The 25,957-nt window shown below is 68.5% G+C and carries 22 protein-coding genes and 1 pseudogene; 14 read left to right on the top strand and 9 right to left on the bottom strand.

Features of this window, described 5'->3' with window-relative positions; translation table 11 throughout:
- Positions 1-18: 18 nt before the first annotated feature.
- Both IM25_RS11995 and IM25_RS11990 read right to left on the bottom strand, forming a co-directional pair.
- Complete coding sequence (locus IM25_RS11995) at positions 19-1,341, bottom strand: MFS transporter (RefSeq protein ID WP_033097274.1); 1,323 nt, start codon at positions 1,339-1,341, stop codon at positions 19-21.
- Between the two features lie 33 nt (positions 1,342-1,374).
- Complete coding sequence (locus tag IM25_RS11990) at positions 1,375-1,863, bottom strand: VOC family protein (protein WP_019288011.1); 489 nt, start codon at positions 1,861-1,863, stop codon at positions 1,375-1,377.
- A 111-nt stretch (positions 1,864-1,974) separates the two neighbouring features.
- Here IM25_RS11990 and IM25_RS11985 point away from each other — a divergent pair, with 111 nt between their 5' ends.
- The 7 genes and pseudogenes from IM25_RS11985 to IM25_RS11960 all read left to right on the top strand — a co-directional run bounded on the left by IM25_RS11985 (position 1,975) and on the right by IM25_RS11960 (position 7,546).
- Positions 1,975-2,202 carry a hypothetical protein gene (locus IM25_RS11985; RefSeq protein ID WP_019288010.1) on the top strand — a complete coding sequence of 76 codons (228 nt, stop codon included), beginning with the start codon at positions 1,975-1,977 and terminating at the stop codon, positions 2,200-2,202.
- Positions 2,203-2,213: 11 nt separating this feature from the next.
- The gene (locus tag IM25_RS11980) at positions 2,214-4,283 is read left to right on the top strand and encodes an ATP-binding protein (RefSeq protein ID WP_033097273.1); all 2,070 of its coding nucleotides are present in this window, start codon (positions 2,214-2,216) and stop codon (positions 4,281-4,283) included.
- 67 nt (positions 4,284-4,350) lie between these two features.
- Complete coding sequence (locus tag IM25_RS11975) at positions 4,351-5,793, top strand: FAD-dependent oxidoreductase (RefSeq protein ID WP_232333315.1); 1,443 nt, start codon at positions 4,351-4,353, stop codon at positions 5,791-5,793.
- Positions 5,794-5,818: 25 nt separating this feature from the next.
- Positions 5,819-6,337: a phosphatase domain-containing protein gene (locus tag IM25_RS11970; RefSeq protein WP_006550630.1), complete on the top strand. Its 519-nt coding sequence runs from the start codon at positions 5,819-5,821 to the stop codon at positions 6,335-6,337.
- 275 nt (positions 6,338-6,612) lie between these two features.
- Positions 6,613-7,170 carry a CGNR zinc finger domain-containing protein gene (locus IM25_RS11965; RefSeq protein ID WP_065996064.1) on the top strand — a complete coding sequence of 186 codons (558 nt, stop codon included), beginning with the start codon at positions 6,613-6,615 and terminating at the stop codon, positions 7,168-7,170.
- Positions 7,157-7,204: pseudogene (locus tag IM25_RS27600) on the top strand (hypothetical protein); the annotation flags it as partial. The gene IM25_RS11965 and the pseudogene IM25_RS27600, both read left to right, overlap by 14 nt.
- A 66-nt stretch (positions 7,205-7,270) precedes the next feature.
- Positions 7,271-7,546 carry a hypothetical protein gene (locus IM25_RS11960; protein ID WP_019288005.1) on the top strand — a complete coding sequence of 92 codons (276 nt, stop codon included), beginning with the start codon at positions 7,271-7,273 and terminating at the stop codon, positions 7,544-7,546.
- A gap of 10 nt (positions 7,547-7,556) precedes the next feature.
- On the opposite strand, the gene IM25_RS11955 is transcribed toward IM25_RS11960, so the two are convergent.
- From IM25_RS11955 to IM25_RS11940, 4 genes are read right to left on the bottom strand one after another with little or no spacing between them, the layout of a single operon-like run.
- Complete coding sequence (locus tag IM25_RS11955; RefSeq protein WP_033097270.1) at positions 7,557-8,951, bottom strand: xylulokinase; 1,395 nt, start codon at positions 8,949-8,951, stop codon at positions 7,557-7,559.
- Complete coding sequence (locus IM25_RS11950; protein ID WP_033097269.1) at positions 8,948-9,880, bottom strand: carbohydrate kinase family protein; 933 nt, start codon at positions 9,878-9,880, stop codon at positions 8,948-8,950. Before IM25_RS11950 ends, IM25_RS11955 begins: the two co-directional genes overlap by 4 nt.
- On the bottom strand, positions 9,877-11,349 hold the full coding sequence (locus IM25_RS11945; RefSeq protein WP_065996063.1) for a mannitol dehydrogenase family protein: 1,473 nt from the start codon (positions 11,347-11,349) through the stop codon (positions 9,877-9,879). Before IM25_RS11945 ends, IM25_RS11950 begins: the two co-directional genes overlap by 4 nt.
- Positions 11,350-11,355: 6 nt before the next feature.
- On the bottom strand, positions 11,356-12,375 hold the full coding sequence (locus IM25_RS11940) for an NAD(P)-dependent alcohol dehydrogenase (protein ID WP_024103315.1): 1,020 nt from the start codon (positions 12,373-12,375) through the stop codon (positions 11,356-11,358).
- A gap of 128 nt (positions 12,376-12,503) precedes the next feature.
- Here IM25_RS11940 and IM25_RS11935 point away from each other — a divergent pair, with 128 nt between their 5' ends.
- The 7 genes from IM25_RS11935 to IM25_RS11905 all read left to right on the top strand — a co-directional run bounded on the left by IM25_RS11935 (position 12,504) and on the right by IM25_RS11905 (position 19,133).
- Positions 12,504-13,571, top strand: coding sequence for a sugar-binding transcriptional regulator (locus IM25_RS11935; RefSeq protein WP_065996062.1), 1,068 nt, complete (start codon positions 12,504-12,506; stop codon positions 13,569-13,571).
- A 6-nt stretch (positions 13,572-13,577) separates the two neighbouring features.
- Positions 13,578-14,933: an ABC transporter substrate-binding protein gene (locus tag IM25_RS11930; RefSeq protein WP_228044940.1), complete on the top strand. Its 1,356-nt coding sequence runs from the start codon at positions 13,578-13,580 to the stop codon at positions 14,931-14,933.
- On the top strand, positions 14,930-15,895 hold the full coding sequence (locus IM25_RS11925; protein WP_006550640.1) for a carbohydrate ABC transporter permease: 966 nt from the start codon (positions 14,930-14,932) through the stop codon (positions 15,893-15,895). The genes IM25_RS11930 and IM25_RS11925 overlap by 4 nt, the downstream gene beginning before the upstream one ends.
- Positions 15,892-16,782, top strand: a complete 891-nt coding sequence (locus tag IM25_RS11920) for a carbohydrate ABC transporter permease (RefSeq protein ID WP_033097267.1) — start codon at positions 15,892-15,894, stop codon at positions 16,780-16,782. Before IM25_RS11925 ends, IM25_RS11920 begins: the two co-directional genes overlap by 4 nt.
- A gap of 33 nt (positions 16,783-16,815) precedes the next feature.
- Positions 16,816-17,895, top strand: coding sequence for an ABC transporter ATP-binding protein (locus IM25_RS11915; protein ID WP_033097266.1), 1,080 nt, complete (start codon positions 16,816-16,818; stop codon positions 17,893-17,895).
- 22 nt (positions 17,896-17,917) lie between these two features.
- Positions 17,918-18,472 (top strand): sugar O-acetyltransferase, encoded by a 555-nt coding sequence (locus IM25_RS11910; protein WP_033097265.1) that lies wholly within the window; start codon positions 17,918-17,920, stop codon positions 18,470-18,472.
- A gap of 76 nt (positions 18,473-18,548) precedes the next feature.
- On the top strand, positions 18,549-19,133 hold the full coding sequence (locus tag IM25_RS11905; RefSeq protein WP_232333314.1) for a hypothetical protein: 585 nt from the start codon (positions 18,549-18,551) through the stop codon (positions 19,131-19,133).
- Positions 19,134-19,158: 25 nt separating this feature from the next.
- On the opposite strand, the gene IM25_RS11900 is transcribed toward IM25_RS11905, so the two are convergent.
- The 3 genes from IM25_RS11900 to IM25_RS11890 all read right to left on the bottom strand — a co-directional run bounded on the left by IM25_RS11900 (position 19,159) and on the right by IM25_RS11890 (position 25,944).
- Positions 19,159-20,586: a lipase maturation factor family protein gene (locus IM25_RS11900; protein ID WP_065996060.1), complete on the bottom strand. Its 1,428-nt coding sequence runs from the start codon at positions 20,584-20,586 to the stop codon at positions 19,159-19,161.
- Positions 20,587-20,725: 139 nt separating this feature from the next.
- Entirely contained in the window at positions 20,726-22,603 is a 1,878-nt protein-coding gene (gene recD / locus IM25_RS11895; RefSeq protein WP_065996519.1) for an exodeoxyribonuclease V subunit alpha, read from the bottom strand.
- Positions 22,604-22,611: 8 nt separating this feature from the next.
- Positions 22,612-25,944, bottom strand: a complete 3,333-nt coding sequence (locus IM25_RS11890; RefSeq protein ID WP_065996059.1) for a UvrD-helicase domain-containing protein — start codon at positions 25,942-25,944, stop codon at positions 22,612-22,614.
- Positions 25,945-25,957: the final 13 nt, after the last annotated feature.

Genomic DNA, 25,957 nt, shown 5'->3' with positions numbered 1-25,957 from the left:
CCGGGGCGGTTCCCGACGTCACCTCTCGTCGAGAACCGTCCCGGCCCGCTCGGGCAGCGTGAATGCCGCGACCGCGGCGACGACGAACGATGCCGCGAACGCACCGAAGACGAGACCGTTGCCGCCGGCGCCCAGCAGCACCGGCACCAGCAGCGGCGCGATGATCGACGCGAGCCGCCCGAAGGCCGCCGCCGAACCGGTGCCCGCGCCCCGCACCGGCGTGGGATACAGCTCGGGTCCGATCGCGTACAGGGCACCCCACGCGCCCAGGTTGAAGAACGACAGCGCCATGCCCGCCGCGACGATCGTCGACGGAGTCTCGGCGAGCCCGAACAGCCCCGCCGAGACTGCCGATCCGGCGAGGAAGACCCCCAGAGTCAGGCGACGTCCCCACACCTCGATCAGCCACGCCGCGACGCCGTAGCCCGGTAGCTGGGCGAGCGTGATGAGCAGCGTGTAGCCGAACGAGGTGACCAGGTCGAAGCCCTGCGCGACGAGCAGGCTCGGCAGCCAGATGAACGCGCCGTAGTACGAGAAGTTGATGCCGAACCACACGATCCACAGCGCCGCCGTGCGGCGGCGCAGGTTCGGCGCCCACACCGAGCCTCGGGGTGCGCGCTCGACTTCCGCGACGGTCCGGACGGGCTGTTCGTCCTCCGGAACGGACGTGACACCGGCCGAGCGCTCGTAGTCGCGCACGATCGCCTCGGCTTCCGCGTGCCGTCCGCGACTCTCGAGATAGCGCACCGATTCGGGTAGGCCGAACCGGACGACGAGGGCGTAGGCAGCCGGGACGAGCCCGACGGCGAGCGCCCACCGCCACCCGACGTCGCCGGTGGGAACGACGAAGTAGCCGATGAGAGCGGCCAGGAGCCAGCCCACCGCCCAGAACGCCTCGAGGGCGACGACCACGCGGCCTCGCACCTTGCGGGGCGCGAACTCACTGACCAGTGTCGACGCGACGGGCAGTTCGGCGCCGAGACCGAGTCCGACGACGAACCGCAGGACGATGAGCATCGCCACCGAGGTCGACAGCGCCGCCGCGCCGGTCGCGAGACCGTAGACGAGCAGCGTCGCGGCGAAGACCTGCCGGCGTCCGATGCGGTCGGCGAGCAGACCACCGAGGGACGCACCGATCGCCATGCCGACGAAGCCGATGGATCCGATCCACGAGAGCTGCGTCGACGACAGATCCCACTGCACGGCGAGGGCTGCCATGACGAACGAGATCAACCCGACGTCCATGGCGTCGAGGGCCCAGCCCACGCCGGAGCCGGTCAGCAGGCGGCGATGTCTGCCGGTGAACGGCAGGTCGTCGAGCCGCTGGGTGCGAGTGGTCATGCACCGAAACGTACCGCAGCGCTCGGGCGCCGATCAGCCGCGCGCGGCGGCCTCCAGCGCCGACACGTCGATCCGGCGCATCTTCATCATCGCGGCGGTCACGCGCTTCGCGACCTCCGGATCGGGGTCGGCGAGCAGTTCGTTCAGCCGTTTCGGTACCACCTGCCACGACAGGCCGTACTTGTCCTTCAACCATCCGCAGGCGGATTCCTCGCCGCCGTCGGCGGTCAGCGCGTACCAGTAGTGGTCGGCCTCCTCCTGATCGGCGCAGTCGATCTGGAGGGACACCGCTTCGGAGAACCGGAACTGCGGTCCCCCGTTGAGTCCGTAGAAGACCTGACCGTCGAGGAAGAACTCGACCGTCATCGGGGTCCCGGGCGGGACCGGGATGTCGCCTCCGGTGGACTCTTCGGTGTAGCGGGTGATCTCACCGATCTCGGAGTTGGGGAAGATGCCGATGTAGAAGTTCGCGGCCTCCTCGGCGTTCATATCGAACCACAACCACGGGGTGATCCTGGGCATCGTGACTCCTCGTGTCGTCGAATGTGTTCCACTCTCACGAAGGCAGACCCTGTCCGGCCCGGATTCTCATCGCCGCAAAGCGGGACAGCATGCCTCTACCGCCTCGACATTGTGCAGGACACCTTCAACACGCAGACCGAAGCCGGGAACACGCTCGCAGACCTCGTTCTCGGTGACATCGACGTTCCGGACGGGCGGGTTTGTTTCGCACTGCGCCGCGGCGAGCCGTGGTGGGCGGAACCGTCGGTGCTCGTTCGCAGCGACGAGCAGGCCGAACGGTTGTGGCGCGAGAGCGCACGGCTCGTCGGACTGCCCGACCGTTGGGTCCCCCGGGCGTAGCATCGGGTGGCATGGGGAGCGCCTCGCGGTCCTCACGGCCTCTCAGCGATCGTCTCGCCGCACGGGCGCGACGCGTGTTCGTCGGTCGCGATGCCGAGCTCGAGATCGTTCGCTCCGCACTGGACTCCCCCGAACCCTCGATCGCCGTGCTGTACCTGTACGGTCCGGGAGGCATCGGCAAGACCTGCTTGCTCGGCGCGATCTCCGATCTTGCGGAACGGAGCCATCGCGCGGTGACTGTGATCGACGGGCGCAACACGGATGCGTCGCCCGGCTCGGTCCTCGCGTCGGTGGATCGCCACATCGGCGACCGGCCGAGGGTGCTCCTCCTGGACTCGTACGAGCGGCTACGCGTGCTCGACGACTGGATCCGAACCGATTTTCTTCCCGGCCTTCCTGCGACGACGCTGACGGTGATCGCCGATAGGTCACCGCCCTCCGCGGGATGGCGCACCGATCCGGGTTGGGGTGATCTGCTCCGGATCGTGTCTCTCAGGAATTTCGACCCCGCTACGAGCGCTGCCTACCTCACCGCTGCGCGGGTTCCCGAGGAACTGCACGACGAGATCATCGGGGCAACGCACGGACATCCGCTCGGGCTCGGTCTGCTCACGGATGTCTTCGCCCGAGGAGGCGATGTACGTGTGCCGTGGCCTCCGGATCTCGTCGGGATGTTGCTCCGACGGTTTCTCGATACCGAGCCGGGGATCGCACATCGCCGCGCCCTGGAAGTGTGTGCGCTCGCCCGGGTGACCACCGAAGCCCTGCTGCGTGACGCCCTCGAGCTCACCGATGCACACGCCGAGTTCGAATGGCTCCGTGAGCTGTCGTTCGTCGAAGCAGGGCCGGACGGATTGTTTCCCCACGATCTGGCACGCGATGTCCTCGACGCCGATCTGCGCTGGCGCGATCCCGATGCCTACCGGTACACCTTCCACCGCGTGTGGAAGGGCATTCGCCGCGGTCTCGATTCTGCAGGAGAATGCGAACAGCAGCAGGCCATCGTGGACTTGAAGTTCGTGTTCCGCAATCTCCCCGGTGTGCTGTCGCCGGTGGATTGGCAGTCGTGGGGAAGCGCGCAACCCGAACGTGCGGAGCAGGCCGATCACTCCGCGATCGTCGATCTCGTGCGGACGTCGGAGGGAGACGAATCCGCGGTGCACGCGCGACGATGGCTCGAGCGACAACCCGAGGGTTTCTTCGTGTTGCGCGACACCGACGGATCGATACGTGGTGTGCTCGGTCTGTTGGAACTCTCGCGAGCGTCACCCGACGATGTCCGTGCCGACCCGGCGACGCGAGCCGCGTGGGATTTCGCCCGGCGGACAGCGCCTTCCCGTCCCGGCGAGTGTGTCGCGATCACACGCATCGTCATCGACCGCGCTGACTACCAGAATCCTTCTCCGACAATGAACTCGGTTCCGGTGCTCACCTTCCAGCGCTATTTCACCCTGCCGCATCTGTCGTGGGACTTCCTGGCGCTGGCGGAGCCCGACCGGTGGAACGAGTACTTCGCGGTCGCAGATCTCCCCCGTGCCGAAGGAGCGGATTTCACGGTCGGCGATCGTCACTACGGACTGTTCGCTCACGACTTCCGCCGTCGGGATGTCGACGAGTGGCTCACCGTCGTAACCGATCGTGCTCTGGCTCAGGGGCACAGCGGTCCCGAGCCCACGATGTCCCTGCCTCTCGCGCTGTCGGAGAAAGAATTCGCGGAGGCGGTCCGAAATGCGCTGCACGACCTCCGTCGGCCCGATCTCCTCTCTCGTAATCCCCTGTTGCACACGAGGGTCCTCCACAAACGGTCCTCTCCCGACGATCCCGATCCGGTGGTGCTGCGCGCGCTCCTTCGTGAGGCGATCGATTCCTTGGCGAGCGACCCTCGGGACGACAAGCTCTTCCGCGCGGTGGACCGCACGTACGTGCGCGGCGCAGCAACACAGGAAGCAGCGGCAGCCAGACTCGGGCTGCCGTTCAGTACGTACCGCCGACATCTGACCCGCGGCGTCACCCGCGTCGTCGGATGGCTGTGGGATCTGGAGGTGTACGGCGAGGCACCGTCCGGCCGTGAGCACATGTGAGCAGGTTCCGGCCTGTCGACCGAGCACCTTCCGCAGCGACGATCGATTCCGAGGAGGAGGTGTGATCATGCCGATCGGAGAGCGCGCCGTGGTTCTCGGCGCGAGCATGAGTGGATTGTCGGCGGCCCGTGTCCTGTCGGACAGGTTCGCCGAGGTGACGGTGATCGATCGTGACCGGCTGCCGTCCACGAACGAACCACGCCGTGGGGTGCCCCAGGGACGGCACATCCACGTGCTGATCTCACGGGGACAGCAACTCCTCGAGGAGATGTTCCCCGGGTTGTCACAGGAGCTGACCGCTGCAGGCGTTCCCACCCTCGACCACCTGGGCGACGTACGGTGGATTCTCAGTGGTCACCGGATTCGTCAGGGGCCGAGCGGTCTTCGAGTACTGGCAGCCGGCCGTTCGCTGCTGGAGCGCCGGATTCGTGACCGTGTGGCCGCGTTGGCGAACGTCGAGATCGTCGAACGGTGTGATGCCGCGGGTCTCGTCGCGACCGCGGACCGCAGCCGGGTGGTCGGTGCGCGGATCATCCGCCATGCCGACGGAAGCGCCGAGCAGGTGCTCGATGCCGACCTCGTCGTCGATGCGACCGGACGCGGATCCCGCGCCTCCGAATGGCTCGGGAGACAGGGCTGCCCGCAGCCCCGGGTCGACACCGTCGAACTCGATGTCGGCTACGCCACCGCGGTGTTCCGTGCGTCTTCGGTTGCACTCGGCAGCGACCGGGGCATCGTCATGGCGCCCACGCCCGAACATCCACGCGGTGCCGCCCTGCTCACCCTCGAATCAGATCGGTGCATGGTGGCCCTGATCGGGGTCCGCGGCGAAACCGTGCCGGCGACCCGGAGGGACTATCTCGAATTCGCACGGTCCCTGAGGTACCCGGACGTGTACGACGCGATCGCGGATGCCGAATGGGTCGAGGATGTCGTCCGGTATCGCTTCCGGGCGAGCACGTGGCATCGCTACGACCTTCTCGACCGATTTCCCGACGGATTCCTCGTCCTCGGCGACGCGTTCTGCAGTTTCGATCCGATCTATGCCCAGGGGATGACGGTCGCCGCCCTCGAAGCCACCGCAATGGGCCGCCTCCTCGACGACCACGGGCCGTCCGCTGCCGTTCAGCGGAAGCTCGCACGTGTCGTCGACGATGCCTGGGCGATGTCCACCGGTGGCGATCTCGCGTTCCCCGGTGTCGAGGGCCGGCGGGATCCGAAGACGAGGATCGGCAATGCATACGTACCGATGGTGCACGCGGCAGCCGCATACGACACGAAGGTGGGCACAGCGTTCGCCCGGGTGTCCGGACTGCTGGATCCCCCATCGGCATTGATGCGCCCAGGAATCATGGCACGTGTTGTCCGACAGAACATTTCGCATTCGGTCGCGTGGCCGTGGCGCCGAGCCGACGGATCCGCGATGCCGCCTCGCCGGTCGTCTCCGGGACCCGCCGGTCCGGCGGCACGATCTTCGTCCCTCTCGCGGGCCGGGCGCATGCACACGTAGTCGTCGGAGTGGGTATGCATCGTCCGTGACGAAGAAGACGCGCGATCGCAGGAAACCGGGGCGGCAACGGCACCGGCCGCCGAGCACCGCGCCCCCACCACCGGCGGGATACGTCGAGGATCCGACGCTGCCGGCGGCCTGGCTCGTCGACATCGACGGAACGCTCGCGCACATGAGCGACCGGAGTCCCTTCCACTGGCACAGGGTGGGCGAGGACACCGTCTCCCCGGCGGTCGAGGCCGCGGTGCGCGCGTTCGCCGCCGCACCCGACAGGGCTGTGATCGTGCTGCTCTCGGGACGCGACGGCGTGTGCCGACCGGAAACCGAGGAGTGGCTCGCCCGGCACGACATCCCCTACGACGAGCTGTACATGCGTCCGGCCGGCGACAACCGGAAGGATTCGATCGTCAAGGCCGAGCTGTTCGACCGTCACATCCGGCACCGCTATCGCATCATCGCGGTGCTCGACGATCGCGATCAGGTGGTGCGCATGTGGCGACGGATGGGACTGGTGTGCTTCCAGGTCGCCGAGGGCGACTTCTGACGAGCACCGGCGCATACCCGGTTCTCGAACGATGTTTCAATCATGCTGGGACACTTCGGCACTCAGCGCAGACGGTGGAACGAACGGGGCCACGACGAGATCGACACGCCGAGTCCCGCACCCGACACAGCGCACGTACAGCACCTGTCCGATCGACGTGGCGTGGCTCGACTCCACACTCCATGCGTGTTCGTGAGGACGGGTCGAGGTCGGGCATTCCTGTGGGTTCCGAGCTTCGATGGCGGCCATGCCCACCACCATGATGTAATGCCCTTATCCATCTCAACCCTTACGGCGAGTATGCGGTCCTCCTCGCGGCGTCACTGGCCGGCGACTGGCCCGACGATCGGGCCGGCATCATGGCTCGTACCCGCGAGGGGGGCATGACCATGGACTTCCCGACCGCGCCCGACGACCATCAGCGCACCCGTGAGGTCATAGACGACTGGCTCGCCGTCGTCGACGCGTCCGACCCCAGGGAACGTGCGCGCCTGCTCAACGAGCAGATGGCCGCCGCAGCGGCTTATCCCCGGCTGACCGATCACGACGGCGAGGGGTGGCACCTGCACTACCGCGACGAGGTCCAACCGCTCCCCGACGTACTGCGCGCGGTGATCAGCGTCGGCACGGCACTGCACCTCACCACTCGTGGAATGCACCGCCTCCACCGGTGCGCCGCAGCGGACATCCCGACCAACCCGTGCTCGGCCGTGGTCGTCGACATCACCCGCAACGGCCGCCAGCAGTACTGCTCCGTGCGCTGCGCGAACCGCGCTGCAGTGCGCCGGCACCGAGCGCGAGCGCTACACCGATGCGGACCTGACGGGCCGTGATCTGACGGGGGCCGTCCTGTCCGAATGTTCGCTCGTCGCACCGATCGTCGCCGACAGCGACCTCACGAGCGCACGCCTGCGCGACACTCTCGTCGAGCGTATGCAGGCACCGAATCTGTTCGCGCCGCGCAGCAGCCTGCACCGCGTGCACATCCGGGACAGCCGGATCGGTGCGCTGGACCTCTTCGACGCGGATCTGCGCAGTGTCACGATCGCGGATTCGAAACTCGGCCTGGTCGATCTGCGTGGCCTGCGGATCGACACGATCCGCAGCATGGGCGGGATGAAGGGCGCGACGATCGACGCCCACCAGGCCGTAGCCCTGGCAGGGCAGTTCGCCTCCCACCTGTGTCTGCGCATCGAGGACCTCCCCTGAGCACTGCGTCTCAGCGGTCCGTCAGGTCCCGCACCTCCGCGTAGCGCTCCCGCACGTGCGGGGTCGGGTCGGCCTCGTAGCGGCGTGTCGCGCCGGATTCCCACGCGGGGGGCTCGTCGCCTCCGCGCAGCACCCACGCCGCCTGCCTGGCGGCGCCCCGCGCCACATACTCCCCCGGTTCGGGAACGTCGACAGGCATGCCCAGCACCGCCGGCGCCATCTCGCACACCGCCTGCGAGCGCGCCCCACCGCCGACGAGCAGCACCCGCCGGACCTCGGTGCCCTGCGCCCGGATGTGGTCGATGCCGTCGGCCAGCGAACACAGCAGGCCCTCGAACGCCGCGCGGGCGACATGCGCGGGCGTCGCCGTTCCGAGCCGCAGCCCGTGCAGGGCGCCCGTCGCGCCGGGACGGTTCGGGGTACGCTCCCCTTCCAGATACGGGACCAGCACGAGTCCGTCGCTGCCGGCCGGCGCCGAGAATGCGAGCCGCGTGAGCTCGGTGTGGTCGACCCCGAGCATCGTCGCGGTGGCGTCCAGTACCCGGGCCCCGTTGAGCGTGCACACCAGTGGCAGATGCCGGCCGGTCGCGTCGGCGAATCCCGCGACGTAACCGTCTGCGTCGCGGGCCGGTGTCGTGGACACCGCGCACACCACGCCCGACGTGCCGATCGAGACGACCACATCGCCTTCGCGGACGTCGAGAGCCAGCGCGCTCGCCGCATTGTCGCCGGCCCCCGGACCGAGCAGGGCACCGGCGACCGTCTCCCCGACACTCTCGGCCGGCCCGGCGACCCGAGGGAGGAATGGGCTCGGCCGGCGCAGGGCCTGTTCGAGCAGATCGTGTCGGTAGGTGTCGGTGGATGCGTCGAAGTAGCCGGTGCCGCTCGCGTCACTGCGATCGGTGGCGAGCCGGTCGAGGTCGCGGTCGGTGCGCATCGTCCACGTCAGCCAGTCGTGCGGCAGGCACAACGCCGCCGTGCGGTCGGCATTGCCGGGTTCGTGGTCGGCGAGCCAGCGTGCCTTCGCGACGGTGATCGCGGCGAGCGGGACCACCCCCACGGCCTCGGCCCACGCGCCCGCGCCACCGGCCTCGTCGACGAGATCGGTCGCTGCCGCTGCGGATCTCGTGTCGTTCCACAACAACGCGTCGCGGACCACGTCGCCGCGCTCGTCGAGGCACACCATGCCGTGCTGCTGCGCTCCCACCGAGATCGCCGAGACGTCGTCGAGTCCGCCCGCTTCCGAACACGCCCGCTCGAAGGCAGCACGCCACTCCAGCGGGTCGACCGCGGTGCCGGACGGATGGGGAGCGCGACCCTCGCGCACGACGGCCCCGGTGTCGGCGTCGCACACGACGACCTTGCAGGACTGGGTGGACGAATCGATCCCGGCGACGAGCGTCATCGCGCCGCCTCCCGGGCCGCGGTGCGGTCGGCCAGCGTGGGCAGGTCGGCACCGGCGCGGGCCACCGTCAGACCGGACGTCCACGCGGCGATGTCGAACACATCGCGCACATCGTCGATGCCGATGCCACGCAGTCGTTCCCGACGGTCGGCCCCGAGGAGACCGCAGGTCCACAATCCGTCGAGCAGACCGGTGGTGAAGGCGTCGCCGGCGCCGACCGTGTCGACCACCTCGACCCGCACGGCGGGTACCTCGACGGTCCCGGCCGCGCACAGCGCCACCGCACCTTGTTCTCCACGGGTCACCGCAACGATCGCCGGCCCTCGCGAGAGCCAATCCCGCGCGGTGTCGAGGGGATTACGATCGGGCGCGAACCACGTCAGGTCCTCGTCGCTGGCCTTGACCACGTCGGCGAGCGAGACCAGACGTTCGATCCGTTCCCGTCCGCGCGCCGGGTCGTCGATCAGCGCCGGTCGGACGTTCGGATCGAAGCTCACCGTGGATGTTCCCGCCTGCTGCGCAACGAGTTCGGCGACGAGATCGCAGCCGGGTTCGAGCACCGTCGCGATGGACCCGGTGTGCACGAGCACGGCGTCCACCGACGGCGGCGGCTCGACAGGATCCCAGACGATGTCGAATTCGTATGTCGCGGAACCCTTCTCGTCGATCTCCGCCTGCGCGGTCGCTGTGCGCTCGGCTGCCGCGCTGCCCGGTGTCAACGACACGCCGGAGGCGGCGAGATGGTCGACGATCCGCCGTCCGCGAGCGTCGGTGCCGACGCGTGTCGTGAACTGCACGGGCCGGTCGAGCCGCCCCAGACCGAGCGCGACGTTGAGCGGACTCCCGCCCACATGCTCGACGGGTTCGGCACCGCCGCGGTGGACGATGTCGACGAGGGCTTCTCCGACGACGAGGGCGTGGCCGTTCATTCCGGCTCTCCCGGAAGTTCCTTCAGGGTGGCGCGGGCGCCGTCGTTGTGCAGGGCGTTGAGCGCCCAGGTGTAGGCGTCGACGAAGCGATGGTCCTGCGCGAGATCACCGAAGACCTCGGTGTTCTCGATGAAGGCGGTGGGATGCGTGAGTTGTCGTCGCGCGATCGGGACGAGCGTGTCGGCGAGTCGGTCGACCACCTCGATCGGTTGCCCCTGCTCGTCGACGCCTTCGGCGTAGCGCGCCCACGAGGCGACGATCGCCGCGGACAACTGCACGTGACCACCGGTGGCCAGGTTCTCCCGGATCCCCGGCCCCAGCCACTTCGGGATGCGATCGGACGACTCGGCGCACAAGCGGGCGATCGTGTCCCGGATCTCGGGGTTCGCGAACCTCTCGATGAGGGTGGTCTTGTACTCGTCGAGATCGATGCCCGGCACCGGTTTCAGGGTCGGTGTCGCTTCGGTGTCCATGTAGGCACGGACGAATCCGGCGAGGAGCGGATCTTGCGCGGCCTCGTGGACGAGTCGGTATCCCATGAGATACGCGAAATAGCAGAGCCCCTGGTGACCGGCGTTGAGCAGACGCAACTTCATCAGCTCGTAGGGAGCGACGTCGTCGACGATCTGGACTCCCGCATCCTCGAAGGGCGGTCGTCCGTCGGCGAAGTCCTCCTCGAGCACCCAGGAGGTGAAGGGTTCGGCGGCGACCGGCCAGCGGTCCTGCACGTCGAAGCGTTCGGAGAGCGCCGAGACCACCTCGTCGGTGGTCACCGGGGTGATCCGGTCGACCATCGAGTTGGGGAAACGGACGTGCTCGGTGATCCATTCTGCGAGATCGGGATTCAGAAGGCGCGCGTATTCGGTGAAGACGCGACGCGCGACGGTTCCGTTGCCCTCGATGTTGTCGCACGACATCACCGTCGGAGCGCGCAGCCCCCGCTCCCGGCGCCGGGCGAGAGCCTCGGTGACGAGACCGAAGACGGTGGCCGGGGGTTCGCCGGACCGCAGATCGTGTTGCACGGCCGGATCGTCGACGTCGAACTCACCGGTGTCGTGACGGATGTTGTAACCGCCCTCGGTGACGGTCAGCGAGATGATCCGGGTGGTCGGGGCCGCGAGGAGCTCGATGACCGCCTCGGGATCGTCTGGGGCGTAACGATAGTCGATGATGGAGCCGATCACCCGCGGCTCCCAGGTGCCGTCGGGGTGGGTGAGCACCAGCGTGTACAGGTGGTCCTGGACGGCGAGCGCCTCCTGCATACGGCGATCACCGGGGAGCACCCCGACGCCGCAGATACCCCATTCCTTTGCCTTCCCCTGTTCGAGGAGCCGGTCTACGTACATCGCCTGGTGCGCGCGGTGGAATCCGCCCACACCGAAGTGCACGATGCCGACGGAGACGTCGTCCCGACGGTAGGTCGGGACGGGCACACCCAACTCGGGAAGCGTCTGCTCGTTCACGTGCATGGATCTTCAGTCCTTTCCCGCCGGATCGGTCACGTCCACGACGGCCTTGATGTTTCCGGGTGTCCGATCGGATTCGAGTGCGTCGGCGGTCTTGTCGAGGGGGAACCGGGCGGTGACCATCGAGTCGAGATCGACCCGTCCCGCCCCGAGGAGCGCGAGCGCGGTCGGCCACGTGTTCGCGTAGCGGAACACGCCGGTCAGGATCAGTTCGCGGTTCTGGACCCACTGCACCGGCAGGGTCATCGTCTCGGCGCCGGATCCGACGAGGACGACGGTGCCGCCGGGACGGACCGCGCGGATGCCCGAATCGACGGCGGAGGGGGCGCCGGACGCGTCGACGTAGGCGTCCACACGCAGGGCCGACGGGTCGTCGACGCGGGGATCGAGCGCAGCGCTCGCCCCGAACGACAGTGCGGTCTCGCGTCGTCGCTCGTCGAGGTCGGTGACGACGACCTCGACCGCACCGAAGGCGCGCGCGACCTGTGCGACGACGATGCCGACGGGCCCGGCACCGGTGACGAGGACTCGTGAGCCGGCGGTGACACGGGCCTTCCGGACGGCCGCGATACCGACCGACAGCGGCTCGCACAGGGCGGCGGCATCGTCGGACACGGTGTCCGGAACGGGATGCGCGAAGGCCGCCCCGATGGTGACGTACTCGCACAGCGCGCCGTCGACGGGCGGTGTGGCGTAGAAGCGCATGTGCGGGCACAGGTTGTAGTCGCCGCGGCGCGTCTCCTCGGTGAGCGGGTCGGGGCGTTGCGGTTCGATCGAGACCCGCTCGCCGATCCGGCTCTGCGGAACACCGTCCCCGACCGCGACCACGACCCCGGACGCCTCGTGGCCGAGCACGATCGGATCGGTCACGACGAACTCGCCGATACGTCCTTCGCGGTAGTAGTGCGCGTCCGAACCGCACACCCCTACGGTGGTCACCCGGACGAGGACGTCGCCGGGCTCCGGTGCAGGTAGTGGCCTTTCCTGCATCTCGATGCGGCCCGGTTCGAGAAGTACGGCGGCACGCATCGTGTCCGGGAGCGGCGGGCGAACTGTTGTGTGGGTCACACTGTGATGCTAACGTACTGAGCAGATGCACGCACCCCTGAGCAGATGCTCACGAAGCGTCCGAATACTGCTCACACCAAGGAGAGCTCGTGACCGCCCCCGGCCCCACCAACATCCCCGACACGGAGAGCCCGGTAGCCACCGATGATCTCCGTCTCGCCGTGCGGGCCGCGACGCTCTACTACCTCGACGGACTCACGCAGGCCGAGGTGGCGCAGCGTCTCGGCGTCTCCCGTCCCACCGCCGGCCGGCTCGTCGCGCGCGCTCGCGCCCAGGGCCTGGTGCGCATCGAGGTCACCGTGCCACCCGCCTGGCGCGACGACCTGCACGCCGAGACCGAACGGGCACTCGAGGAGCGCTACGGACTCGTCGAGGCCGTGGTGGTCGGGCGCCGGGTCGACGACGCGGGTCCGATCGAGGACTCCGCAAGCTTCACCGCCCTCGGGCGCGCCGCCGCCGGCCTGCTCACCCGCCGTCTCCGCCCCTCCGACACCCTCGGATTCACGTGGGGTCCGGAGACCGTCGCCGTGGCACAGGCCATCCCGTCGGGTGTCGCCAGTTGCGCCACGATCGTCCAACTCGACGGCTCCCTCTCCACGAGCGCCTACCAGACCGGCACCGAGTTCGTCCTCGGCCGCTGCGCCGAACAGCTTCGGGCGCAACCGCTCCGGCTTCCCACACCGCTGTACGCCGATCCGTCCACGGTCGCGTCGATGCGCGCCGACTCGTTGATCTCCCGCACGCTCGAGGTCGGGCGCCGCGCGGAGGCGATGATCTTCGGTGTGGGCGCCGTGTCGACCTCGACCACCCTGTTCGAGGGCAGCTTCCTCGACACCACGATGCTCCACGAACTCGACGGCCTCGGTGCGGTCGGTGAGATCGGCGGCCGGGTCTTCCGTGCCGACGGCACCGCCGTGCACGGCGAACTCGAAAGCCGCACCATGTCGGTACCTCTCGACGACGTCCGCGACTGCCCCGCCACGATTCTCGTCACCGGCGGACAGTCCAAGCACCGCGCTGTACTCGGTGCTCTCCGAGGCGGTCTCGCGAACATGCTCGTCTGCGACATCGCGTGCGCCCAGTACCTGCTCGACCATCCCGACCAACGCCCTCGAGAACGGCACCCCGAAGGACGAGGCACCACCGAAATGAGGTAGACCATCGTGCCTACAGCAAGAAGATCCATCCGCGCGGCCGCGGCAGGAGCCGTGGCCCTGAGCGTCGCACTGACCGGTTGTGCCGGTGCAGGATCAATCGGTACGTCCGGCCGCACCGTCACCATCGCGATGGTGTCGAACTCCCAGATGCAGGACGCACAGCAACTCGCGTCGCAGTTCGAGGCCGAGAACCCGGAGATCGACCTGAAGTTCGTCACCCTCTCCGAGAACCAGGCCCGCGCCAAGATCACCGCGTCCACGGCGATGGGCGGTGGCGAGTTCGACGTCGTGATGATCAGCAACTACGAGACTCCCCAGTGGGCGGAGTACGGCTGGCTCACGAATCTGTCACCGTACATCGAGCAGACCGACGGCTACGACGCCGACGACATCATTCCCTCGCTGCGCGAAGCACTCTCGTACGAGGGCGATCTGTACTCGGTGCCCTTCTACGGCGAATCGTCGTTCCTCATGTATCGCAAGGACCTGTTCGAACAGGCCGGCATCACGCTGTCCGACCCGCCGACCTGGACCGAGGTCGCCGAGGCCGCAGCGCAACTCGACAGCCCCGACATCAACGGTATCTGCCTGCGCGGCAAGCCCGGCTGGGGTGAGCTGCTCGCACCGCTCGACACCGTCATCAACACCTTCGGCGGACGGTGGTTCGACGAGAACTGGAACGCACAGCTGAACAGTCCCGAGGTACGCGAAGCGGTGCAGTTCTATGTCGACCTCGTCCGCGAGTACGGTCAGCCCGGTGCCGCGACGAGCGGATTCAGCGAGTGCGCCACGCAACTCGCGCAGGGCCGGGTCGCCATGTGGTACGACTCCACCTCCGCCGTCTCGACCCTCGAGGATCCCGCGTCGAGCAACGTCGTCGGGAAGATCGGCTACGCGGCCGCGCCCGTCCAGGAGAAGGACCCCTCGGGCTGGCTCTACACCTGGTCGCTCGGCATCCCCGCGAGCAGCGAACACACCGAGGATGCTTGGAAGTTCATCTCGTGGATGACCGACCAGCAGTACCTGCGCACCGTCGGCGAGCAACTCGGCTGGGAGCGGGTGCCGCCGGGCAGCCGACTGTCGACCTACGAGATCCCCGAATACGCCGAGGCCGCCGCGGCCTACGGCCCGATCACCCTCGAATCCATCGAGGGAGCCGACCAGCAGAACCCCACGGTCGACCCCGTCCCGTACACGGGCATCCAGTTCGTGGCCATCCCCGAGTTCCAGGATCTCGGCACCCGGGTCAGCCAGCAGATCAGCGCCGCCATCGCCGGACGGCAGAGCGTCGAGGACGCCCTCGACCAGGCACAGAAGTACGCCGAGGCCGTCGGCGCGACCTACCGGGAGAAGACGTCATGACCGCACCTGCAGCGCAGCGTCCCGCACCGGACGCCGACGAGCGCATCCGCGCCGTACGGGAAGCGAAGGAGGAGCAGATCTCCCGCGCCGAGGGATGGCGCCGGCGCGGCCCCCTGCTCCCGGCCCTGATCTTCACGATCGTTGTCACACAGATCCCGTTCCTGTTCACGCTGTATTACTCGACCCAGTCCTGGAACCTCGTCAGCCCCGGCTCCCGCCGGTTCGTCGGACTCCAGAACTACGTCGACGTCTTCCAGGACAGCCAGTTCTGGCAGGTCACCCTGAACACGGTGATCCTCATCGTCGGCACGGTCCTGATCTCCGTGATACTCGGGCTGCTTCTTGCGCTCCTGCTCGACCGGGCGTTCCTCGGCCGCGGTATCGCACGGACCCTGCTCATCACGCCGTTCCTCGTCACCCCGGTCGCCAGTGCACTGATCTGGAAGACGTCGATGTTCGATCCCGTTTTCGGCATCGTCAACTTCGTTCTCTCCCCCTTCGGATTGGGAGAGGTGGACTGGATCAGCCGGTTCCCGCTCCCGGCCGTGATGGTCGCGCTGGTGTGGCAGTGGACGCCGTTCATGATGCTGCTCATCCTCGCCGGCCTGCAGTCGATGCCCCGCGACATCCTCGAGGCCGGCCGCGTCGACGGCGCCGGAGCCTTCGCACTGTTCCGCGAACTGACGCTGCCGCATCTGCGCCGGTTCATCGAACTCGGCACCGTTCTCGGCGCGATCTACCTGGTGAACACGTTCGACGCGATCTACATGATGACCCAGGGCGGACCCGGCACGGCCAGCTCCAACCTGCCGTTCTACATCTACCAGCGCGCGTTCCTCGGCTTCGACATCGGCCAGGCCGCGGCAATGGGTGTCGTGGTCGTCATCGGCACGATCGTCATCGCCACCTTCGCGCTGCGCCTGATCTTCACATCGTTCACCGGCAAGGAGGAAGCGGCATGAGCACCACGGCCACGCAGCCGCAGGCTTCGGACACCACGGCACCCACCGGCCGTGTCATGCGCACGGCCCGGAAGCGCAAGAACCGCAAGTTCAATCCCTGGGGTGTGGTCGCGTGGATCGCCGCCCTCGGATTCTTCTTCCCGGTCTTCTGGATGGTGCTCACCGCCTTCAAGCAGGAGGCCGACGCCTACTCCGACCCACCGAAGTTCTTCTTCACGCCCACCCTCGACCAGTTCCGGGCGGTGTTCGAGACCGGAGTGGGCACGGCCCTGCTCAACTCGGCCTTCGCCACGATCGTCTCGACGGTGCTGGTCCTGCTGCTCGGCGTGCCGGCGGCCTTCGCGCTGTCGCTGCGGCCGGTGAAGAAGACCAAGGACGTGCTGTTCTTCTTCATCAGCACGAAGATGCTGCCCATCGTCGCGGCGATCATCCCGCTGTACGTGATCGTCGCGAACGTCGGCCTGCTCGACAACATCTGGGCCCTGATCATCCTGTACACGGCGATGAACCTGCCCATCGCGGTGTGGATGATGCGGTCGTTCTTCCTCGAGGTCCCGGGCGAGCTGCTCGAGGCGGCGAGCATGGACGGCGCGAGCCTGTGGACGGCGGTGCGCGAGCTGATCCTGCCGCTCGTCTCCCCCGGCATCGCTGCGACAGCCCTGATCTGCGTGATCTTCTCGTGGAACGAGTTCTTCTTCGCCGTCAACCTGACCGCTGTTCAGGCGCAGACAATTCCCGTCTTCCTCGTCGGCTTCATCACCGGTGAGGGCCTGTACTGGGCCCGGCTGTCCGCCGCCGCGACGATGGCGGCGCTGCCCGTCGTGCTCGCGGGCTGGCTCGCCCAGAACAAGCTCGTGCGCGGCCTGTCGTTCGGCGCCATCAAGTAGACCCGATTCCTTTTACCAGCAAGGACTTCCATCATGGCCGACATCACCTACCGCAACGCCTCGTGCATCTACGAGAACTCCGACACCTTTGCGGTCGATTCGCTGAACCTCGACATCGAGGACGGTGAGTTCGTGGTCCTCGTCGGACCGTCCGGATCCGGCAAGAGCACCGCGCTGCGCATGCTCGCCGGGCTCGAGGACATCGACGAGGGGTCGATCTCCATCGGCGGCAAGGACATGACCGGTGTGCCGTCGAAGGACCGCGACATCGCGATGGTCTTCCAGAACTACGCGCTGTACCCGAACAAGACGGTCGCCGAGAACATGGGCTTCGCTCTGAAGATGCGCGGTGTGAGCGCGGACGAGCGGCGCCGCAAGGTCGAGGAAGCGGCGAAGATCCTGGACCTGACCCAGTTCCTCGACCGCAAGCCCGCCAAGCTGTCCGGTGGTCAGCGCCAGCGCGTCGCGATGGGACGCGCGATCGTGCGCGAGCCACAGGTGTTCTGCATGGACGAGCCGTTGTCGAACCTCGATGCGAAGCTGCGCGTGCAGACTCGCACCGAGATCGCGGCGCTGCAACGCCGTCTCGGCACCACCACCGTCTACGTCACCCACGACCAGGTCGAGGCGATGACGATGGGCGATCGCGTCGCCGTCCTGGAGAACGGAGTGCTGCAGCAGTTCTCCAGCCCCACCGAACTCTACGACCGTCCCGCCAACGCGTTCGTCGCCGGTTTCATCGGCTCACCGTCGATGAACCTGCTCCGCGCGAAGGTCGTCGACGACGGAGTCGTCGTGGGCAGCACCGTCATCCCCGTCGAACGCGACCGCATCGCGCGACTGCACTCTGCAGGCATCGAGGAGGTCACCGCCGGGATCCGGCCGGAGGACTTCGAGATCGCCGACGAGGGCGTCGAAGCCGTCGTCGAACTCGTCGAGGAACTCGGCAGCGAGTCGTACCTGTACACGCGGGTGCCCGGCACCGGCAATCAGGTGGTCGCGCGGGCCCTCGTCCGCACCCCCGCACGCCTCGCCGACACCGTGCACCTGCGCAAGCGCGAAGGTACGGTGCACCTGTTCCACGTCGACACCGGAGAGCGAGTGGGCGACTGACCCGGCGACGGAAGGATCCTCAGTGGGCGAGCAGAAGGAACGGATGCTGGCCGGCGAACTCTACATCGCCGACGACCCCGAACTCGCCGCCGACGCGCTGCGGGCAGCGCTGCTGACCGAGAAGTACAACGCGTCGAGTGCAGCGGATACGGATGCGCGTCGCGCACTCCTCGAGGAGTTGTTCGACTCGATCGGTGACGACGTGGAGATCCGGCCGCCACTGCAGGTGGACTACGGGTATCGGATCACCGTGGGGGACGGGACATTCGTCAACTTCGGCGCGATCATGCTCGACGTCGCGCCGATCACGATCGGCTCGGACGTGCAGATCGGCCCGAACGTGCAACTCCTCACCCCCACTCATCCCCTCGATCCCGATCTCCGCCGCGCGAAGTGGGAATCGGCGCAACCCATCACGATCGGCGACAACGTGTGGCTCGGCGGGGGCGCAATCGTCGGACCGGGCGTCACGATCGGCGAGAACACGGTCGTGGGAGCCGGCGCGGTGGTCACCCGCGACCTGCCGCCGAACGTCGTGGCGACGGGCGTACCTGCTCGGGTGACGCGCCGGCTCTGAGCCGATCGAAGCCACCGCCTCCGAGTCGATCGGAGCGGAACTTGCGTCGATCCCGACGCTCGCTATGCTGCCCCGCATGATCAGTCGCCGCGCACGCCTCGTCAGCTTCGTCGTCGTCGCGGGTGCGGCACTCGTCGCGGCAGGGGGTTCGCGCAGCGTGGAGGGTGAGGCCACCGCATCCGAAGCACCCCCCGAGCCGTCGAGCACCACGGCGACCTCGTCGGCGCCGACCACGACCGCGACCACCACGGCCGCACCGAAGCCGGTCGACCCCGACGACTACGCGGCGACCAGCGAGGGCGTGTACTACTTCGCCTCGCCGGGCGGGCAGTTCGGATGCGCCATCCTCGTCCACACCGCTCCCCTGACGGGCTGCCAGGGCACGATGCCGGCGAGTGCACCCCGGGTCCCCGGCAGCGGCGCGCCCGACGTGCTGGTGCCCGCGAACGCCCTGATGCTCGAAGGGGACGGCCCCGGAGAGTGGGTCAGCATCGGCGACATCGCGTTCACGGATCTCGGAGGTGCCCCGAATACGCTGCCCCACGGCAGCACTCTCACCGTTGATCCGTTCACGTGCACCGTCGACGAGAAGACCGCTGTCACGTGCGAGACGGACACCCATGGCTTCACCGTGTCGGAGACCGGTGGCGAGGTGTGGTGACCGCATCGGCGATCAAGGAGCGCGGTCAGGGCAGGTCGTCCCGCGCCATCGGCATCATGAAATCGCCGATCTCGTCCCGCATCCACCACTGGCGCGTCGCGCGTCGTTCGGCGCGCGTGGCGAAGCGGTAGCGGAACAGGCGGGCCCGCACCAGACGGGGCGGGTCGTCCGGGAACGGGTTGTGCCGGAGCAACTTCACGGTGGCCGGATCGTTCTCCAGCAGTTTTCCCGCGAACCGCGGGAACCACCCCGCGGCGTAGTCGCGCGAGATCCCCGCGAACCACATCAACCAGTCCAGACGCAGGTGGTACGGCGCGTACTGACGAGGCCTGCGATACACGTCGCCCGGTTTGCCCTTGAACTCGTACTCGCGCCACTCCGTCGCCGGTGTCACCACCGCATCGGTGGTGCCTTCGACGATCACTTCCCGCCGGGTGCGTGTGACGGTGCCGAACGCGCCGTAGGTGTTCACGAAGTGCCACTTGTTGAACGAGGCGTTCATCGCCTGCCGATGCGACATCAGATTCGACACCGGCCAGTAGCTGAGCACCGCGACCAGCACGGTCAGCGCCACCACGGCGACGGTGAACGCGATCGGTGTCGGACCGTAGGTCGTGGTGGAGTCGATCAGCAACCCGTAGAAGCTGTCGGGCACCACCGACAGCGCGATGACGATGGTGATCCAGTTGAGCCACGCGAAATTGCCGCTCGTCCCCAGCCACAACTGCGTGACGATCATGATCAGTGCGGCGATCCCGGCGACCGGTTGCGGCAGGAACAATCCGAACGGCACGACGAGCTGGGTGAAGTGGTTACCCGCCACCTCCACCTTGTGCAGCGGCCGCGGGATCAGGTGGAAGTAGCGGCTGAGCGGGCCGGGCATCGGCTGGGTTTCGTGGTGGTAGTACAGGCACGTCAGATCGCGCCAGCACCGGTCGCCACGCATCTTGATCAGTCCGGCACCGAACTCCAGGCGAAACAGCAACCAGCGCAGCAGGATCAGCACGAGCAGCGGAGGCGCGGTATCGGCGTTGCCCAGGAAGATCGCGAGCACACCGCCCTCGAGCAGCAGCGACTCCCAGCCGAACGAGTACCAGACCTGGCCGACGTTGACGATCGACAGGTACAGCAGCCACATCACGAACCACACGAGCATGCAGACCACGAGCGGCAACTGCTCGGTGACACCGAGCACCGTCACCACCGACAACACGAGACCCACCGCGGCAACCGCGGTGAACAGAGCGTCGGAGTATCTCCAGTGGAACAGGCTCGGCGACTGCCGGAACGATGTGAGCGCCAGGAAGCGCGGGGCGGGAAGGATGCCGCGTTCGCCGATCAGCACCCGGAACTGCAGCAGGGCCGCGAGGAAAGCCACGGCGTACAGCACCGCGAGTCCACGGGTGACCAGCAGCCGCCCGATCGTGTACCCGTCCGCGTCCAACCAGTCCATCGCTCGGCTCGTTCGTCGTCTGTCGTGCGCGCCATCTCGAGCATGCCACGTCCGGTTCGCCGACGGAGACAGTGTTGCGACGATGGGTCGACGGGATCGGGCCTCGTCCTCACTCGATACGGGTGCGGAGACGGACCGGCTACACGCGGATCTCCCGCCGCAGCCCACTCGCTCGGAGCACCTGCCGTGCCACGCCCGCGCGTACCGCATCCTCGGTCCCGATGATCCGCACGTGCGACCGCGCACGCGTGATCGCGGTGTACAGCAGTTCGCGGGTGAGCAGCGCCGATCCGGAATCGGGCAGCACCACCGAGACGGTGCCGTACTGACTGCCCTGGCTGCGGTGGATCGTCATCGCGTAGACGGTGCTCACCGCCGGGAGCTGACTCGGGCGCAGTTCGAACGGCGTCTCGCCGCGTGCGAACGCCGCGACGAGTTCGTCGCCGCGCCGCACGACCACGCCGGTGTCGCCGTTGTAGATCTGCATGTCGTGGTCGTTCGCGGTGACGAGCAACGGTCGGCCCGGATACCAGCTCTCGGGATCGAGTCGCTGCCCCGCGGCCTCCCCGATCCACTCGGCGGCCTGCCGCGCCCACCACTGCACACCGGCCGGGCCGTCACGGTGCGCGCACAGCAACCGATGTTCCTCGAACCGCTTCAGCGCCGTCTCGACGTCCCCCGTCTCGGCGGACTTGGTGACCTCGGCGGCGGAGCGGACGATGTCGTCGCGCAGGGCGTCGAGGTCGGAGGGGGCCACGAACGAGACCTCCGGGTCGCCCCTGCGCAGGATGTCGAGCACCTCGTCGTCGGCGCCCTTGCGGACGGCCACCGCCAGCTCGGCGATCGCACCACCGAAGCGGCGGCCGCGGCTCAGCCGCACGACACCGCCACCGAGCCGGGCGCGTTGGGTCGGAGTGAAGGCCGCCTCGGCGGGGTCGTCGGCGGCCGCCACATCGCGGGCGACGACCCGTTCGAAGACCGGATCGAGGGTGCCGCTGACCGGGCGCCCCACGAGGTCGGCAAGCACCGCACCGGCGTCGACCGAGGCGAGCTGGTCGGGGTCGCCCACGAGGACGAGCCGGGTGTCGGGCCGCACCGCCTCGAGCAGGCGGCACATCATCGTCAGCGACACCATCGACGTCTCGTCGACGACGATCACGTCGTACGGCAGGTGGTTGCCCGCGTGGTAGCGGAAGCGGGTGCGGCCGCGCTGCCAGCCGAGCATCCGGTGCACGGTCATGGCGGTGAGATTCGGCGGCAGACCCAGCTCGGTCTCCTGCTCGCGCACCGATTCCTGGAGGCGCGCAGCGGCCTTGCCGGTGGGAGCGGCCAGGCCGATGCGCAGTTCGTGTCCGTACAGGCGGGGGAGCAGCGCGAGGATCCGCGCCACGGTGTGGGTCTTGCCGGTGCCCGGCCCGCCCGCGATCACCGTGGTCGGTCGGGTGGCGGCGAGTGCCGCCGCGACGCGCTGACGATCGGGTGCCGGCGCGGGCCGGGAGGGATCGTCGGGATGGTGGAACAGCTCGTCGAGTGTCGTCGCGATGCGCTCCTCGTCGAGGTCGGGGAACGTCGCCGTGCGCTCGGCGAGCACCCGGCGGATCGTCTGCTCCTGCCGGAAGTACCGGTCGAGATACAGCAGCGGACCTTCGGCGGTATCGACGAGACGCAGCGGACGCAGAGGTCCGCGGTCGCCACCGACCACGAGGGGGCTGCGACGCAGCGCCGCGAGCACGTCCTCGTCGCGAGGCCACGGCAGGCTCGCGGGGGCGACGACGGGATGGCCGTCCGCGTCCTCGTCGACCGTGACCTCGCGGAAACGGGTGAGGTCGAGGCACACCGACCCGGATCGCACGGCACGCACTGCCAGCGCGGTGGCGAGATGCACGTGCGGGTCGTCCTCGCCGCCGAGCGCCGCGAGTCGCAGGGCGACGTGCACGTCGGCGGCGGAGAGTGCGCCCACCTCGTTGAACTGCCGCAGAGCGCCCTTGCCGCGCTGGGCGATCCGAACGTCGGTCATGGACTCGATCACGAAATCATGGCCTTTCCGGCGAGGAGGTCGGACAGGTCGGTGACGAGATCGGCCGGCGGATGCCAGTCGAACACGCCACTGCCGGGTGGACTGTCCGGTCCGGCCATGCCGCGGACGAACAGGTACTGCACACCACCGAGGTGGACGTGCGGGTCGTAGTCGCGCATCCGCCACCGCAGATAACGGTGCAGGGCAACGGAATAGAGCAGAGCCTGCATCGGATAGTGCGCGCGGAGCATCTCCGCCGCCATCGACTCGCGGGTGTAGTGGGCGGTGGTCAGTTCGTCGACGGGCGCGAGCCGGTTGGTCTTGTAGTCGACGACGACGAATCGCGGACCGTCGGTGCGCAGCACGGCGTCGATACTGCCGTTGAGGTAACCCCGCAGCGGCACGGACTCGAGGGTGCGCACCAGATCGGCGTAGGTCGCCATCGGATCGTCGGCGGGCAGGGGCCGGCGCAGCAACCCACCGACCGCGTCGAGGGTGACGGTGACGGGCACCGGGCTGTCGCCTCCGGTGAGCGGCAACTCGAAGTCGAGTTCGGAGAGCCGGTCGGACGGCGTGAAGTCGGCGAGGGTCCGGCCGAGTGGCCCGAGCGGGGTGCGCATCACCGGGAGCAACGCCGCCGCGAGCTGGACGGGGTCGATCGGCGACATCTGGCGTCGCACCGTCTCGTGGCAGCAGTCGAGCAGTTCGGCCTCGAGGTCGGCGGCGGAGGTGTCGACGACCTCGAGGACGGCGTGCACCAGCGTGCCGAAGATCGTGCCGCCGGGCAGTCCGTTCATCGGTGACGGAATGCCTTCGCGCGCCGCTTCCGGTGCGCTCAGCGGAGGCTCGGCAGGCTCGTCGGTCGTCACCGGTTCCTCCACCTCACCGCTCACCACGGGCGCATCGTGCACCGAGGCGGTGAGCGCCGAATAGGAGGTCCTGCGCCAGTTCTCGTCGACGACCCGATCGAAGCGCGCGGCGGCGAGTGGGCCGGTCTCCACGCGGGGGCGGGTCCAGCGCAACACCGGAATCGGGTGCGGCCCGACCGCTTCGGCGGCGATGACCCCGTCGGCGCGCGCGGCCCACCGGTCGAATTCCTCGGCCATGGCCTCGTCGTGGCCGATCCGGCCTTCCGCGGAGACCTCTGCCGAACCGGGATCGCGGGCGAACAGCAACCGGTGCAGCGGAGACCGCGAGGTGGGGGTGGACGGCGCCCACCAGAGAGTGAGCGCACACTGCGCGCGCGTCACCGCCACGTACAGCAGGCGCAGTTCCTCTCCCGCCTCCTCGAGTTCGTGCTGACGCCGCCGCGCGACATAACCGGGACCGCTCTTGCCGCCCACATCGAGGATGCGTCGGCCGTACTCGTGCAGCAGCAGCTTGTCGGGCTCGGGGTTCTTCGCGGCATCCCACCCGTACGGGACGTGGACGACGGGGAATTCGAGTCCCTTGCTGCCGTGCACGGTGAGGATCTGGACCGCCGCGGCGTCGCTGTCGAGGCGCCGGATCCGGTCGGCTCCACCTCGGTCGGGGTCGTTGATGCGATCCTCGAGCCAGCGGGTGAGTGCCGCCAGCCCCAGCGACTGTGCCGAGGCGACGTCCTCGAGCAACTGTGCGACGTGCCGGATGTCTGTGAGGGTGCGTTCCCCGGACGGCTGATCGAGGAGGCGGGCCTCGACCGAACCGAAGGACGCGAGGCGTTCGAAGACGGCGGCGAAGCCGGTGCGGGCGTAGACGTCGTTCAGTTCGCGGAGCAGTCCGCCGACCTCCACGACCAGCGCTTCGCCCTCCGAATCGATGTCGGTCATCGTGCGGCCGAGCAACGGGGTGAGCGCGGCGAGCCGGACGCGATCGGCGCGATGGGGCTGCTCGAGCGCATAGAGAACCCACAGCCAGTGCTGTGCGGACGGTGTGGCGAACACACTCGTGCCCCCGGCGACCACGCACGGCACGTTCGCCTTCGTCAGCGCGTCGTGGACGAGCGTCACCTGTTTGTGTTTGCGCACGAGGACCGCGATGTGCCCGGGTTGCACACGCTCGGGCCCGGAACCGAGGTCGACGGTGACGTTCTCGTCGTCGAGCAGGCGCACGATGTCGGCCGCCACGTCGCGAGCGACCCGCCCACGTAAGCCGTCGAGGTTCTGCGGGAAACCCCAGTCGTTGAGCGGACCGGCACCGGCGCGGGGCAGGTGACGCACCCGCAGGGGCGCGATACCCGAGAGCCGGGAATCGGCGGCTGCCGCCTTCACCGGGGTCACCACGATGCGGGGATCACCGAGAGCCGCACCGAGATGGACGTGTTCGAGCGCCCGGACGAGATCGCCGTCGCTGCGCCAATTGGTGGTCAGCTCGCAGTAGGTGTCGGATTCGGAGACGGCGTCGAGATAGCTGAGCACCTCCGCGCCGCGGAAGGCGTAGATCGCCTGTTTCGGGTCGCCGACGAGCACGAGCGTGCTGTGCCCGTGGAACGCCCGGCGCAGGATCTCCCACTGCTTGGGGTCGGTGTCCTGGAACTCGTCGACGAGGACGACGGAGAAGCGCGCACGCATCCGCCGGCAGGCGGCGTCGCCGTGCTCCGGATCGCCGAGCACCGCGTGCAGTAGGGACAACTGGTCGTCGAAGTCGCGCAGTCCGAGCCGGCGCTTGCGCCGTTCGACCTCCTCGCGGACCGCACGCGCGAATTCCACACGCTCGCCTGCCGCGGTGCCGTCGGCGTCGTTCGGTGCGAGTTCGGCCTGCGGGTCGAAGATCGCCTCCTTCGCGGCGACGGCCGCCTCGGCGTAGGTGATGGGGGCCTGTCCCCTGCCGTAGCGCCGCAGGTAGAGATCGTCGACGACCTCCACCCGCAGGTCGTCGACGTCCTCGACGACCGTGACGTCGGGTTCGCGTTCACCGGCGATCCCGAGTTCGTCGAGCATGCGGCGGCAGAAGCCGTGCGTGGTGGAAATGGTGCCGGAGTCGAAGTCGGACAACGCCTGTCGTAGGCGGGCCCGCCGCGCGTCGACGTCCTCGCTCGCGAGATGACGGACGAGCATGTCGGTGCTCGCCCGCGCACTCTCGGGATCGGCGAGGGCGGTGGCGACCTGCGCGAACCGGTTCCGGGTACGTTCGCGCAGTTCCTGCGTCGCAGCCCGGCTGAAGGTGACGAGCAGCAGATCCGACAGGTGGGCGCGCCCTTCGGCGACGAACCGGGTGGCGAGCCCGACGATCGCGTACGTCTTCCCCGTTCCCGCGCTGGCCTCGAGAACGGTGGTGCCGCTCGGGAGCCGGCCGAGCAGATCGAAGCCTGCCGGCGGCGGACCGCCCGCGGCGCGCGGATCGGTGATGGCGGTATCGGGCACGCTGCGTCCTTCT

It is taken from the genome of Rhodococcus sp. p52, from assembly GCF_000763325.2.
GTDB lineage: Bacteria > Actinomycetota > Actinomycetes > Mycobacteriales > Mycobacteriaceae > Rhodococcus > Rhodococcus pyridinivorans.
Note: the sequence above shows the minus strand (reverse complement) of the source record. Positions and strands in the feature narration are given on the sequence as shown.